Genomic DNA, 13,452 nt, shown 5'->3' with positions numbered 1-13,452 from the left:
ACTCGATTGTCTATCTTTTGGTATTAACCTGTTGATGCCTTAAGTCCTTCCCTATATGGATTTCAGCTACTTTTGAGCGTAGTTGCTCTCATCGAATTTTATTTTAAGTTAATTATTTGCATAACAATTCCCGAAGAGCCTGTTAAGTGCAGTTACGGAAATTCGTCCTGTTGATCTTCAAATTGCTCAAGATGAAGTAATGACAGCTAAGGCTAATGTAGAACGCGCTCAGGCGGAATTAGAATTATCCTATGTGCGTGCGCCCCATGCAGGAATAATTTTAAAAATTAATACTTTTCCTGGAGAATTAGTGAAAAATGAAGGGATTTTAGAATTGGGAAATATCCAAAAAATGTATGTGACAGCAGAAGTGTATGAAACCGATATTAGTCGAGTTAAATTAGGTCAATCTGTAACGATAAAAACCGATAAAATGCTCGGAGATTTAGAGGGAACTGTGGAAGAAATAGGTTGGAAAGTGGGACGACAAGATGTTTTAGGAACCGATCCTGTTGTCGATACAGATGCTAGAGTCGTCGAGGTAAAAATTAGCTTAGATCATCGCTCTAGTGCTAAAGTTAATCGGTTAACTAACTTAAAGATTAATGTGATCATTCATCCTAACTAAATAACTCATTCAGAAGATGAATATTCCTACTGCTTGGTTACAATTAGCTCATAAAATAACTCGTTTAATTGTTGCACTATCTGGTATTATTTTTTCCACTGTGATTATTTTTATGCAGTTGGGAATTCGAGATGCTTTATTTGAGAGTGCTGTTCATTTACATAATAGTTTAGAAGGTGATGCTTTCCTGATTAGTCCTCGTTCTACATCCTTAATTGCCATGGAAAGTTTTAGTGAGCGAAGACTATTACAAGTCTTATCCTTTAATGAAGTGGAATTAGTCAGTCCAATCTATGTAGGCTATGCTCAATGGAAAAATCCCGATACAAAAAACTATTGGCGTAATATTTTTGTCATTGGAATTGACTTAAGATATCAAGCATTTAAGGCAGTGGGAATCAAAGAAAATTGGCAAAAATTAAAGATAAAATATACCACCTTATTTGACCAAAATTCTCGTAGAGAGTTTGGAAATATTGCTGAAGATTTCCAGAAGGGTAAAACTATTATTACTGAGGTGGGAAATTCTGGTAATAATCGAAAAATAGAAGTGGTTGGTCTCTTTGAATTAGGGACATCTTTTGGTTCAGATGGTAACTTATTAATGAGCTACCCTAACTTTTTAAGAATATTTCAGAATCGTTCATCTCGGTTCATTGATATTGGCTTAATTAAGTTTCAACCAGATATTGATCGGCAATCCTTACTCAAAAAGTTAAAGAAATATTTGCCGAAAGATGTCAAAATATTAAGCAAGCAAGAGTTTATTAACTTTGAAAAAAATTATTGGGCAACCAGTACAGCTATTGGTTTTATTTTTAATTTGGGGGTATTTTTAGGATTAGTGGTCGGGATTGTGGTTGTTTATCAAATTCTTTATACCAATGTTGCAGAACACTTAGCAGAATATGCAACTCTAAAAGCAATGGGATATCACAATCGTTATCTTCTGTGGCTCGTCTTTCAGCAAGCTCTGATTATTGCAGTATTAGGTTATATTCCTGGCTTTTTATTAGGGATGATTCAGTATTATTTTACCCAAAAATACACCTTACTTCCCATTGAAATGACCCCTACTAGAGCAATATTCGTCTTTGGCTTAACCTTGCTCATGTCCTTGATTGCTGGAGCCACGGCTATTAATAAGCTCCAATATGCCGATCCTGCCGATATTTTTTAGAGTATGTTTGAAAAGGTTTACGGGTAGTGTGGTCATCTAGGCAAGCCGCCTCAACAGGAGTCGGCTCATGCTGGGATAAATGAAAGCGGCGGAAGTTTCGGGTTAAGCTCATTTAAACCACTAATTGGCTATAACCAGTCTAGGAGAGTCATTTTTTATCGGTTATTTTTATCTCACATTCCTCGGGTTATCTTTTAGATCGGGATGTGATAGTTTTCTAAAGCTAATTTCAGTTGAGCAGGAATTGGAGTGGGTCTGGTTTCACTATCCTCTCGTCGCATACAGGCCGTCTGTTGTTCCCCTTTTGCCACTAATTCTTCCCCTTCATCAGTCACTCGCCAATATTCAAATAACATGGTAATTCGGTTTTGTTTAATCTCTCCTAAACGCATCCGAATAATAACATGATCAAAGGCAAATAATTCGGACAGATACTCACAGGATACTCGAACCGTTACTAAGGCTAATCCTTGGCATAATTCTGTGATAATATCTGGGGCATTATCTTTGAGAAACATTTCTCGACAACGACCTTGCCATTGCACATAATTGGCATAATAAACATTACCGACTAAATTGGTTTCTTGAAAACTGACAATGTGATGATATTCGTAGGCTTTCATCATGATTATTTAGCGATTTTTCGAGATTAACAACGGTTTTAAAAGAACGCTATTGACAATTGACCAATTTTGTCAGCTGCTTGTCCTCTTATTTGGTCGATTGTTGCTTAACAACTGCGATGGCAAATTCTACTCAAATATGTCTAAACCGCGCTCTGGGTAGGCAACCCATATAAAGTTCATTTTGTCAAGGATTGTTAAGATGCGCTTACCCTGAGGGGCATAAAGTAGGAATTTTAAGATGATCATAGGTTATCCTGATAATGGTAAACTAAACACAAGTTTTTTATTTTCTGATTATACCTCATGAATCAACCGTTAACTCGTTTTTCTCAAGAATGGTGGTCTGCCTATCAAACGACATGGAACGAACAAGAAAACTTAGGTAAAAAGTTCACTAAATTGGGAAAAGTAATTCTTTGGTTTAGTGATCATCAGGGGGTTTCTGTTTGTTCAGAATGGGATGATCAGGGTCAGATTGTTAGTTTAGAACTGATTGAAGAAATGGATGAATCTTTACCGATTTTTTCAGCAACTAGAGAAAATTGGGAACGATTTGTTAATCAAGAAATTGGTGCAGTTAAAGCGGTAATGACAGGGTTAATTGATTATCGAGGATCGATGACGATTATTGTTAAATATGGTCGTCACTTTGATTGTCTAGCAGAAGTAGCTCAAAAAGTCAATTAGTTATTTTACCTCCTAATTTCTCAGTAGTGCATTAAATCCTTCTTGTTGAAAATGGCGATCAAAAGTTAAAACATCGGAGATATTTTGTTGTCTCATAATCAACATCGAAGCACAATCTGTTAAGCTATAGCTTTTATCTCGTCTTTGGCGATAAAATAGCAATGCTTCGGTAAATAACTGAGAGGTTTGAGGGATAATTTCTACTGATGAGTCTTGGTGTAATTTATCTACAATATCTAGGGCAGCATCCCTTAAATACCCACCCCTTCCAGATAAGGCATTGAGTAATTCAGTTAACACCATTTCGCTAGTAACAGATAGAAATATATCTAATTCGTCGGTAATAGCTACAGAAGATTGATGTAAACTATCACGAGTGTCAACCAGTGCTTGAAGATAAGCAGTATCTAAAAAAATCTTTCTCATTCGTCTTCGTAATCCTCGTCTCTGGGTGCGCCATACATATAATGTTCAAAATTGCGAGCAAAATCTTTAGGTAATTTGTTCCACTCTTCAATGGGAACTTTTTCACCAATTTCCACAATGGCTTTCCAAAAGGGTTTGTGGTTAGCGGTTTCTAAGGAAGAAGTATCACTATTTTCGCAGGGGATAGGAGTAGGGTTAGAATTGTCCATTGTTTTTGAAAGATTAGGATATTATTTATTATATAGCAATTAGGTGGGAAAGGCATGGCTGAGGTGACAGCTAATTACGACAAAACATGGAAAGAAGCGATTAGCACTTATTTGGCAGAGTTCTTAAACTTCTTTTATCCCAATATTTATCAAGAAATTGACTGGAATCAAACCCCTATTTCCCTTGATAAAGAATTAGAACAAATTACGGCAGCTGCGGAAACTGAGCAACGCTATGCTGATAAATTATTGAAAGTTTGGTTATTAGATAATCAGGAAATCTGGCTTTTAATTCATATTGAAGTCCAAAGTCAATATGATCTAAAATTCCCTCAACGAATGTTTATTTATAATTATCGAGCCTTTGATTTGTACCATAAACCTGTTATTAGTTTAGCTATTTTAGGGGATGAAAGTAGGTCTTGGCGACCTAATTTTTATCAATATGGGTTAGGGGGAAGTCAAGTGAAAGTCGATTTTTTAATGGTCAAATTATTGGATTATCAATGGGAAGACTTAGAACAAAGTGAGAATATTTGGGCTATAATAGTCATGGCACACCTAAAAACTAAGGCTACGACTAATAATCTCAGGGAGCGTGAACAATGGAAGTGGAACTTAGTCAGAGGTTTATATCAAAGGGGATTAACCAAGTTTGAGATTATCAATCTAGGGAAATTCATTGATAAAATGATGACCTTACCCCCGCAACTTCAACTTAACTTTAAAACAAAACTCAGTCAATACGAGGAGGAAAACAAAATGCCTTTTTTAAGCACCATAGAAGAAATGGCTCTCGAAGAAGGAGCTAAATTAACTAGCCAAAAGTATATTATTTTAGCTTTACAAAGTCGTTTTGGGGAGATTCCTAATTCCCTGATTGAAACGATTAACCAAATTGAGGATGTGTCTGTCTTAGAGAGTCTTTTTGTTCCCAGTATTACTATTAATTCATTGGAGGAATTTCAACATTTAGTTAATGACTCTTTATCTTAATTAATACGAGGAGGAGAGCAATCATGCCTTTTTTAAGCACCATAGAAGAAATGGCTCTCGAAGAAGGAGCTAAATTAACTAACCAAAAACATATCATTTTGGCTTTACAAAGTCGTTTTGGGGAGATTCCTAATTCCCTGATTGAAACGATTAACCAAATTGAGGATGTGTCTGTCTTAGAGGGTCTTTTTGTCCCCAGTATTACTATTAATTCATTGGGGGAATTTCAACAGCTAGTTAATGACTCTTTATCATAATATGAGAAGGAGAGCAATCATGCTTTTTTTAAGAACTAGAGACAACTTTTCAGCACAATTAACTAGAAGAATAGGGTAAATACTCATTTACCCCCATTTTCCTAATACTTTCTTTAACTTTGGCTAAAATTTAAACTAATCTCCCCTCATTCATAGGTGGAAAACGATGATAATACATGGCAATCATCATGGGAATTAGAACCATTAAGTTATAGAAAAGATGCAGTTCTAACCGAGGAAACCAAATTTGTCCAATACTAATAGGAACGCGAGAATCCCATAAGTTTTGACCAATAATTGCCTGTCCTAAGAGTAAAGCGTGTTCAAAATGATGATAGAATTGTAATCCTAAAGCCAAATCCCACCAAAGACGAGCTTTTCCATGAAAAGAAGGACGAAAAATGGCTAACCCTAATAACATAAAAAGAGCGTGTCCATAGTGTAGCCATTCCGAGCGCATTAACCAAGGTTTCCAGAGTCCTAATAACCCTAAACATTCTGGTCTCGGCCATCCTAAACCCCACAATTGATAAGCTTGAATAATATGTTCTGAGATGTGGGCAATAGTCACTATCATAAAGATTTGCATCCCCAATTTATGCCAGCGTCCATTCATCGCATAAACGAAAGAACGGATGATATTTGAAATCAGTTGAATAGGGTTTCTTTGGTTGGGAATTTGTCGAACTGTAGTCATGATTTGGTTCTCCTGTGGTTTAAAAAAGGGTAAAACTGGATAAGTTTTATCAGAAAACCTTTGCTGGTTCTGTCTGAAGTAAGTTCGATTTTTCTGGAACTGTTTGGACAAATATTGCCAAGATGAAAGCTGTCTTGATTTCTCGGAAAGAAACAGGTAAAGTGATGATTAAATCCTTTCCTGAAGATAACCACAAAATAGGGGATAAAGGGGTTAATTGTTGAGAGAAAGACGATAAAGTTAACGGGATATCGAGACTCAAACCCGCTTTCTTAATACTTTCTTTAGCAGACCAAATGCGAGTCGCTGCCATATTAAAATCCTCATGATTCTCTTGACTAATTACCTCCGCTAAATTAAAGGAATTTTCCCCCAATAAATCGCGCCACATCTGCACATCACGGGGGATAATCGGTTCCAGATCGCATCCTGACGCACCCTTAAGCACAAGGGTTAAATCTTCGGCATGAGACACCGAAACCGTCTCGTTATCGCTTAATTCGGGCTTGCCATCCCCCCGACGCTGAATTACACTAGGGGATGAGGTTAACATCCCTAAACTGCGATCGCTTCTGACTCGTCTTTCTACCGTTGCATCCCGATCGAGAATTAAAGTTAAATCGACATTAGGCATCATCTCCTTGATCTTTCGTTCTAAATAACAGGGTAAAAGGGCTGGAATCCAGGGATCTTGAGGATTTCTGTGTTTAATCACCTTTAATTCCAATCCTTGCCACACTTCTAAGAGATTGCCATCGTTATTGAATACCTCAAGATCATAGACAAAGGTATCTCCTTGATGCAGTCTTTCTTTGGCTGAAACAAACTGATTTTCGCCTAAATTGACAGAATATACCGTTAAGCGTTCTATGCCAGTGGGTAAAATAGTGGCATGGGGAACACAAGCTTGTAAAGCATGGATAACGGCATCTCTTGCCCCTGCATCGCCTAAAATCAGGGATTGAGGTAAATAACGACTAAACCAAGCAGTTTTTTGCTCAATGTTAATTTCTGCAATACATTCGGTTGCTTTGAGATGAGAATAACCCTTAATTCGTTGAAATCTTGCTTTATGGAACAATAAATGACCATATAAGTCCTTATCTGGGTTAATTTGAGGGTTATTTTTTCCTTCTTTAAGGGGGACAGGGGGAATCAATGGACGACAGTCTGGCACCCCCACAGAAGAATGGCTGATGATGGCTTCAAAATGATCGATACTAAACCCTGTATTGGCACAGCGAATAACGGCCTTAACCTTTCCAGAATCGGTGATTAAGGTAGCAATTTGTATCTTTAAGGGTTGATCGGCAGAAACCACGATCGGACGGTTAAATTTAACCGATTCAAACCTTAATCCTCCAGTTTCCCCCTTGTTAAGGGGGACGGAAGGGGGATCTTGGTTTTCCCCCTTGTTAAGGGTTTGATCCTCCTTCCTTGCTAAGGTGGGGAGTAATGCAGTGGCCACCTGCGCGATCGCTTCTAACCCCAGGACACCGGGGAAAATGTATTCTCCTTGATAAACATGATCTTGTAAATAAGGATCATTGTCTAAGGATAATTCTGCTTCAGTAATCAGTTCAATTCCCGTGTAATGAACTTTCTTTGTCTCTAAAAAGCGTAAAAAAGATAATTCTTGCGGTTTTAAGCTTAAAGTCGGAGGTTCACCAAAACGCCCGGCGATGATAACAGAGGCAGTGGTTAGGGATTGATTTAAAAGTAAATGTAAGTATTTAATGCCAATATCGGGAGAAATAGGGGTAATACCTTCATTTCTTAGCTTTTCAACTGTTCCTAAACGTTCTCCCATGCCAATACCGGACCAAACCGACCATTCTAGGTTTAAACAGCGACAATTAGGGTATTTTCGACTAAATTCCGCTACAATATCCCCTAACCATTCATTGGCTAACCCATAGTCTGCTTCTCCTTTCAATCCAGTCTCGGCAATAATTGAACCGAAGGTGATTAAATAGTTGAGAGAATCGGGGTTAATTTCCGTTAAGATATGTTGCAAACCCTTGACTTTTGGAGCTAAAGTTGCTATAAAATCTTCTGGTTCGAGATGTTGAATTAATTTCGGTGTATTAACCCCTGCACCGTGTAAAATTCCCGTAATTTCTCCTAAATTTTTCTTAATTTCGGCGATAGTTTGCTGAACTGACTCAGCATCACTGACATCACAAGAATAATAATGGACTTGGATGTTTGCAGACTTCATTCTTGCTAAATTTTCGGCTAATTCTCGGTTATCTTCAGGTTGAGAACGTCCTAAAATCGCTAAGGTAGCTTTATTTTCTTTAGCTAAGGATAAGGCACATTCTGAGGCAATACCTCTCCCTCCCCCCGTCACCAAAAGAAGCTCCTTGACTTTGCTTTTATTTGACCTTTTTAGGGCTTTTTTCTGCTTAGGGTTATCGGTATCTTTTTCTAACCCTAACAAGTTTAATTGACGAACAAACCGTTTTCCGTTTTCATCATAATAAACTTCTGTATAGCTATCGGTTGCAGTGATTTCTGAGAGAATGATATTAACTGCATTGGGATGATGAAAAGGAATATCAATCACACAGGTGGGAATTTGACGATTTTCTAGATAAAAAGTTCTCGCAAAGGACGCATATCCTCCTCCTTGTTGAATCAAAATCAAGGGTTTTTTCTCTTTTATAGATAATTTTGCTCCTTTTAAAAGCAAACCAATTTCTGATTCATCAGGATAGGGTTTTAAACAAATAATGATCCCTTTTTCCTGCTCATGCTTTAAGGTGGGTTGTAAAACAGATAAGTTAGGTAATAAAGGATGATCAGCATGGGCGATAATATGCCAATTTCCTGCTTTTTCTCGATTTATTTGCTTTTTATCTGATTTAATTAACGGTTTTTCGATTAATTCAACCGTAAACGCACGCAGCCAATTATCAACACCCATCGGGATTGATTCTTGAGGAATTTGGGAATTATTTTTGCCTAATTCTTCTAAAGCTGCTGCTAGATCCTGAATAGTTGCATTGGCATAATCTGTCGGTGAATGGGGAGGAGATAAGTCTAACTGACGCGCTGCTTCGATCACTAATTGACTGACACTGATAGAATTAAGGTGCAGATCCGCCAACAAGCGATGATGATTTTCAATGGTTTCTAGGGGTAACTCTGTTTTTTGTGCGACTAATTGACGAATAACTTCAATTTTTGAGGTTTGAGGTTTCAGGTTTGAGGTATTAGGTTTGAGGTTTTGGCTATGATTAGGTAATAAAAGATCAATATTCTCTACTTTTGCCTGTTGACTTTTGCCCTTTGCCTTGATCTCACATGGATTGCCAATAAAATGGGGTTGATAGTCTAAATTAAAGGGACGACTAAATCTATCTTCAAATAACCCTTGATAGTTAACCTTGACACCATTAACAAACATTACTGCAACCGTTTTCAATAACCCTTGTAAAGACTCACTACTGCTATCGAGAGAAATTACGGGAATATCCGTTATATCTGCCACTAAACGGCTTAATATTGAACCAGAACCCACTTCAATGAATAAATCAACCTCTTTCTCTGCTGACTTGACTGCATCGATGAAGCGCACCGGTGAGATCATTTGTTCTAATAAAAGCGAGCGCCAGTCGGTATTTAATGGCAATTTTTCGCCCGTTACGGTAGAAATAACCGTTTTTTCCAGGGAATTTAAGGGATAAGTTTGTAAATAATCTTCTAAGGGTTGCACGGCCGGGGCCACTAGGGGAGAATGGAAAGCGTGGGAGACAGGCAAATAAACGGTTTTAATGCCTTGATTTTGGGCTTTTTCAACAACATCTTTAATCCCTAAGGCCTCTCCTGAGATTATTGTCTGATAGGGTGAATTTAATCCCGCAATCTCAACGATACGTCCATTTAATAAACTTTTAACCGTTTCTGCATCGGCGTTAATGCTGGCCATTCTACCTGTTGGGTGGCCCAGTTGTGCCATTGCTTGACCGCGAATTTTAGCTAGATTAATTAATTGAGTCTTATCATAGGCATTTGCCCAAAATAAAGCGCATAATTCCCCTAAACTGTGTCCTATGGCTAAATCTGCTTTAATATTTAAGTTTTCTAGGAGTTGTAACCCCCCTAGGCAAGCCGTAATGATCGCCGGTTGAGCAATATTCGTCACCGTGTTATCCTTACCCTTGGCTAACTGAGCCTTGTTATATAATTGTTTAATCACAGGAAAACGTCTTTCCCAGAGTCCCCCATGAAGATAAACTGGTGCGGATTGCCCCGGAAAGAGAAAACCTATTTTATTGATCTGTTTTTCGTGATTGGTAAAGATATTATCTAAATTTTGACCGGGGGGGATCAACGAGTGCAAGCCTTGCGCTCCTACAAGGTGATTGGTTAAGCTATCGGGGGAAGATCCAATAATGGCCAGACGATAGGGTAAATGAGGATTTACCTTTTTCGCTAATTCAACGGCAAGATCCGTCATTTCTGACTGGGATATGCGAGGAACAATATTTAATAACCGATTAACCTGTGCTTGTAAGTCTTCTTGACTATTTGCACTCAATAGGAATAACTCCGCATCTTGGGGAGAATGGATTAATTTTTGTTCCTGTGGCGTTAAAGTGTGACGACGAATCTGACTTAATCCCTCTATGATAATATGACTATTAATGCCCCCAAAACCCATGGCACTCACTCCTGCCCGTAAAGGTAAGGAATTTGGCCAGATTTGCCCCTCTTTTAATACCTGTAACCTTGCCTTGTCTTCGGTTAACTGAGCCTGAGGGCGATCGCATCCCGTCACTGGTGGTAAAATTTGACGATGAACCGCCATAGTCGCCTTAATTAACCCTGCTATCCCTGCCGCCGCCTTAGTATGGCCAATATTCGCTTTAATTGAACCAATAACGGCTTTATTTACCGTATCTGGATGAATACGAGATAAGACTTCTAATTCGGTTCCATCACCCACCGCCGTTCCCGTACCATGGCCTTCAAAATAAGCTATAGTATCCCCCGTAAATTCAGCCCGTTTATAGGCGCGATTTAAAGCAAATAACTGTCCTTCCACTTCTGGGCGAGTAATTCCACCTTTGCCATCGGAAGAAATCCCCCAACCCTGAATAACAGCATAAATCCGTTTATTTTGGGCTAGGGCATCCTCATGACGCATTAACACCAGAAAACCGCATCCTTCCCCCGGAATAAACCCATTAGACCCTTGATCATACACTTTCATCTCCCCAGAGGCTAAGGCCCCCGTTTTCGCAAAACCCACCAACTCAAAAGGGTCCATACTAATATCCACACCCCCGACTAAAGCGATATCTAAATCTTCAGCGACTAAAGCCGAACAACCATTCGCTACTGCCAGTAAAGAGGAACTACAAGCCCCATCAACGATATATCCACCCCCTTTTAAGTCAAAATAATTGCAAATTCTCCCCGCTATCGTATTCGCGAGATTTCCCGCTAAAGATTCCTCTCCAATCGGTTCAAAGGGTTCTTTAAAGCGATTTTCTAATTCATTTAAGAAAATTTGCCGTTCTTTGTCCGATAATCCTTGTTTTAATAATTGTTCTTCTACCCTATGACGCACATAGGGCCAACGCAATCTTAGGGTATTAGCCCGCGATAACTCGCCTGTGAGAGTATTTCCCAGTAAAACCCCGGTTGTTTCTTTATTTAACCCCTTTCCGTCGGGAAATCCGGCATCATTCAACGCCTGAGACGCAATATCTAACGCTAACCAGTGGGCTAAATCAGCCGAACGAAAGGTACTCCCCACCACTTTATAAGCAATGCGATCGAATTCATAGCCCTCAATAACGGCAGCTTGAGTCGAATAAATGACATCGGGGGCGCTTTTATCGGGAGAATAGTAGTCACTTAACGATAATCGCTCTGAGGGAAAGCGACGAAATGCCCGACGCTGAGACAGGACATTTTCCCATAATTCCTGTGGAGAATCGGCATCAGGATAAAGACAAGCCATGCCAACAATAGCAATTTGAGGAGAAGCTTTCATAGTCAATGACCAGGAGAATGTTACTGTAGGGGCGTAAGGCTTACGCCCTTTTCATTTGTAGTTTGTAGCTAAAAGCTGTAGGGTGGGCTTTGCCCACAAAAACCGCATAATATATTGGTTAAGGAGTTGATAAAATGCCGGAAGCCTGTACTAGGGGTAATTTTGCTTTTAAGGGTTCAACCGCTAATATCAACCCTCTGAAACAACACACCAGCGTCAATCCGAAAAACATCCCAAAAACAACATGAAAGGACATCAAAATGCCATAAGCAACGGCTACAGATGCCCCGAAAATTATCTGGTCACGGGGGTTAATTGGTGTTGTTCCCGGATCCGTTACCATATAGAAAGTAAAGAGGACAAAAGCCACCCCTGTCATGGGTAATAGGGCGGGGATTAACGCTGTGTGAAAGATAGCACTTCTGAGGATTGCTTGTAAGATAAAAGCCCCTAACCATCCCGCAATTAAAGGCAATTTACGAGTAAAACGGGCATTTAAAAACGTTCCCGTACAAACAATTAAGACGGGTAAAATCCAATCTGCCCAACCGCTTAAATTCTCGGTAAACTGATAGGGGGGCGCGATGCCAATCCAAGGAAATAAGAGTAAGGTAACGCTAATACCAAAATTAGAAGGATTGAGAAAATGACGGGTTTTATCCGCCACTTTTAACCGAAAAATTGCTTTAGATCCGATAGCCACCGCTACTGCAAACATAATCGGAAATAAACGCTCATTAGCATAGAGTAACATAGCGATCGCTAATGAGGTAATATGGGCAGAAAGCAGAAAATCGACAAACTGACCGATACTTCCTAAATATCTAGGTTTAAAGCCATTTACCCTAGCATCAACGCTTTCTAATAATAATTCTACGCTGTAACCTGTTGCTAAAGCCACCAGAGGTTGCGCCCAAGATTGTTCAAATCCGAGGACAGTATGACCTAAAATATTGAGAAAGGTAATCGCTATGGCAAAGCGTCGTAATCCTGCTAAACGGTTAGGTTGATAGGAAACCGTAGAACGCTCTACTGAAGAGCTAAAATAGGGAAGATTAAATAATTGAGTGGTTGTCATGGTTATTGTTGAAGATGAGTTAAAGGAAATTATCTTTCCCAAAAGTGATTTACTGAGTGATGAACCCCCTATGGAAACAGAGTTACATCTGCGTCAATTGATGCTTTTGATCCAATCACTAGAGTTATTATGGAAAGACCGCCAAGATTTCTATGCTTTTGGTAATCTGACTATTTATTACAGCCCTAATCAACGAAAATCAGAATATTTTAGGGGTCCTGATTTTTTTGTGGTTTTGGGAGTAGCAAGAAAACCGCGTAAAAGTTGGGTAGTGTGGGAAGAAGAGGGGAAATATCCCCATGTCATCATCGAGATTTTGTCTGATTCAACGGCAGAAACTGATAGAGGTTTAAAGAAAGAAATTTATCAGGAAACTTTCCGGACTCCTAATTATTTTTGGTTTGATCTCACCAGTTTAGAATTTAAGGGGTTTCAGTTGATGGCAGGAAAATACGAAGAAATTGCAGCGAATGAACAGGGCTGGTTATGGAGTCAACAGTTAGAATTATTTTTAGGGATTCATCGGAAATTTTGGGTCTGAAACCCCGCCGTTCTAGGTTGGCTTTACGTTAGAATTAAAAGGCCAGTCTCGAAAACCAAGTGGACGGCGCAGCACCTTGAAAACTCGGCTTAGGGGGTTCCGACCAGAAAAGCTTGG

General features: G+C 39.1%; 12 protein-coding genes. 6 read left to right on the top strand and 6 right to left on the bottom strand.

From position 1 onward, the window contains the following. Positions 1 to 139: 139 nt before the first annotated feature. Complete coding sequence (locus tag O9332_RS24450; protein WP_288027733.1) at positions 140 to 628, top strand: HlyD family efflux transporter periplasmic adaptor subunit; 489 nt, start codon at positions 140 to 142, stop codon at positions 626 to 628. A 16-nt stretch (positions 629 to 644) separates the two neighbouring features. Beyond that, on the top strand, positions 645 to 1,808 hold the full coding sequence (devC, locus tag O9332_RS24445) for an ABC transporter permease DevC (RefSeq protein ID WP_288027731.1): 1,164 nt from the start codon (positions 645 to 647) through the stop codon (positions 1,806 to 1,808). Between the two features lie 194 nt (positions 1,809 to 2,002). On the opposite strand, the gene O9332_RS24440 is transcribed toward devC, so the two are convergent. Next, on the bottom strand, positions 2,003 to 2,434 hold the full coding sequence (locus O9332_RS24440; protein ID WP_002762580.1) for an acyl-CoA thioesterase: 432 nt from the start codon (positions 2,432 to 2,434) through the stop codon (positions 2,003 to 2,005). A 303-nt stretch (positions 2,435 to 2,737) separates the two neighbouring features. Between O9332_RS24440 and O9332_RS24435 the strand changes: the two genes are divergently transcribed. Next, positions 2,738 to 3,121, top strand: a complete 384-nt coding sequence (locus O9332_RS24435) for a hypothetical protein (protein WP_002762579.1) — start codon at positions 2,738 to 2,740, stop codon at positions 3,119 to 3,121. 12 nt (positions 3,122 to 3,133) lie between these two features. On the opposite strand, the gene O9332_RS24430 is transcribed toward O9332_RS24435, so the two are convergent. Beyond that, positions 3,134 to 3,547: a type II toxin-antitoxin system VapC family toxin gene (locus O9332_RS24430; protein WP_002762578.1), complete on the bottom strand. Its 414-nt coding sequence runs from the start codon at positions 3,545 to 3,547 to the stop codon at positions 3,134 to 3,136. Continuing rightward, positions 3,544 to 3,756, bottom strand: coding sequence for a hypothetical protein (locus tag O9332_RS24425; protein ID WP_002762577.1), 213 nt, complete (start codon positions 3,754 to 3,756; stop codon positions 3,544 to 3,546). The genes O9332_RS24430 and O9332_RS24425 overlap by 4 nt, the downstream gene beginning before the upstream one ends. 54 nt (positions 3,757 to 3,810) lie before the next feature. Between O9332_RS24425 and O9332_RS24420 the strand changes: the two genes are divergently transcribed. Together O9332_RS24420 and O9332_RS24415 are read left to right on the top strand one after the other, a co-directional pair. Further along, entirely contained in the window at positions 3,811 to 4,752 is a 942-nt protein-coding gene (locus O9332_RS24420; RefSeq protein WP_288027728.1) for an RpnC/YadD family protein, read from the top strand. Between the two features lie 23 nt (positions 4,753 to 4,775). Continuing rightward, a complete protein-coding gene (locus O9332_RS24415) occupies positions 4,776 to 5,009 on the top strand; it encodes a hypothetical protein (RefSeq protein WP_002762575.1) in 234 nt (77 codons plus the stop codon). A 130-nt stretch (positions 5,010 to 5,139) separates the two neighbouring features. Here the strand turns inward: O9332_RS24415 and O9332_RS24410 are convergent, their stop codons facing one another. From O9332_RS24410 to O9332_RS24400, 3 genes are all read right to left on the bottom strand, one after another. Then, entirely contained in the window at positions 5,140 to 5,706 is a 567-nt protein-coding gene (locus O9332_RS24410) for a hypothetical protein (RefSeq protein WP_002762574.1), read from the bottom strand. Between the two features lie 49 nt (positions 5,707 to 5,755). Further along, the gene (locus O9332_RS24405; protein ID WP_288027726.1) at positions 5,756 to 11,716 is read right to left on the bottom strand and encodes a type I polyketide synthase; all 5,961 of its coding nucleotides are present in this window, start codon (positions 11,714 to 11,716) and stop codon (positions 5,756 to 5,758) included. A 118-nt stretch (positions 11,717 to 11,834) separates the two neighbouring features. Then, positions 11,835 to 12,794 carry a hypothetical protein gene (locus tag O9332_RS24400; RefSeq protein ID WP_002762572.1) on the bottom strand — a complete coding sequence of 320 codons (960 nt, stop codon included), beginning with the start codon at positions 12,792 to 12,794 and terminating at the stop codon, positions 11,835 to 11,837. On the opposite strand from O9332_RS24400, the gene O9332_RS24395 reads away from it, so the two are divergent. Then, positions 12,793 to 13,335 carry a Uma2 family endonuclease gene (locus O9332_RS24395; protein WP_072319874.1) on the top strand — a complete coding sequence of 181 codons (543 nt, stop codon included), beginning with the start codon at positions 12,793 to 12,795 and terminating at the stop codon, positions 13,333 to 13,335. The two genes, O9332_RS24400 and O9332_RS24395, sit on opposite strands and share 2 nt — an antisense overlap. The last annotated feature ends 117 nt before the right edge of the window (positions 13,336 to 13,452 follow it).

The sequence above is a fragment of the Microcystis sp. LE19-10.1B genome (assembly GCF_027530565.1).
GTDB lineage: Bacteria > Cyanobacteriota > Cyanobacteriia > Cyanobacteriales > Microcystaceae > Microcystis > Microcystis aeruginosa.
The sequence above is the reverse complement of the archived record's forward strand: the minus strand, read 5'-3'. Positions and strand labels throughout refer to the sequence as shown.

What these genes read in the sequence shown, in the direction of transcription:
- devC (WP_288027731.1), top strand. Translation starts at nt 645, where the DNA reads ATGAATATTCCTACTGCTTGGTTACAATTAGCTCATAAAATAACTCGT.
- O9332_RS24440 (WP_002762580.1), bottom strand. Translation starts at nt 2,434, where the DNA reads ATGATGAAAGCCTACGAATATCATCACATTGTCAGTTTTCAAGAAACC.
- O9332_RS24435 (WP_002762579.1), top strand. Translation starts at nt 2,738, where the DNA reads ATGAATCAACCGTTAACTCGTTTTTCTCAAGAATGGTGGTCTGCCTAT.
- O9332_RS24430 (WP_002762578.1), bottom strand. Translation starts at nt 3,547, where the DNA reads ATGAGAAAGATTTTTTTAGATACTGCTTATCTTCAAGCACTGGTTGAC.
- O9332_RS24425 (WP_002762577.1), bottom strand. Translation starts at nt 3,756, where the DNA reads ATGGACAATTCTAACCCTACTCCTATCCCCTGCGAAAATAGTGATACT.
- O9332_RS24420 (WP_288027728.1), top strand. Translation starts at nt 3,811, where the DNA reads ATGGCTGAGGTGACAGCTAATTACGACAAAACATGGAAAGAAGCGATT.
- O9332_RS24415 (WP_002762575.1), top strand. Translation starts at nt 4,776, where the DNA reads ATGCCTTTTTTAAGCACCATAGAAGAAATGGCTCTCGAAGAAGGAGCT.
- O9332_RS24410 (WP_002762574.1), bottom strand. Translation starts at nt 5,706, where the DNA reads ATGACTACAGTTCGACAAATTCCCAACCAAAGAAACCCTATTCAACTG.
- O9332_RS24405 (WP_288027726.1), bottom strand. Translation starts at nt 11,716, where the DNA reads ATGAAAGCTTCTCCTCAAATTGCTATTGTTGGCATGGCTTGTCTTTAT.
- O9332_RS24395 (WP_072319874.1), top strand. Translation starts at nt 12,793, where the DNA reads ATGGTTATTGTTGAAGATGAGTTAAAGGAAATTATCTTTCCCAAAAGT.
- O9332_RS24400 (WP_002762572.1), bottom strand. Translation starts at nt 12,794, where the DNA reads ATGACAACCACTCAATTATTTAATCTTCCCTATTTTAGCTCTTCAGTA.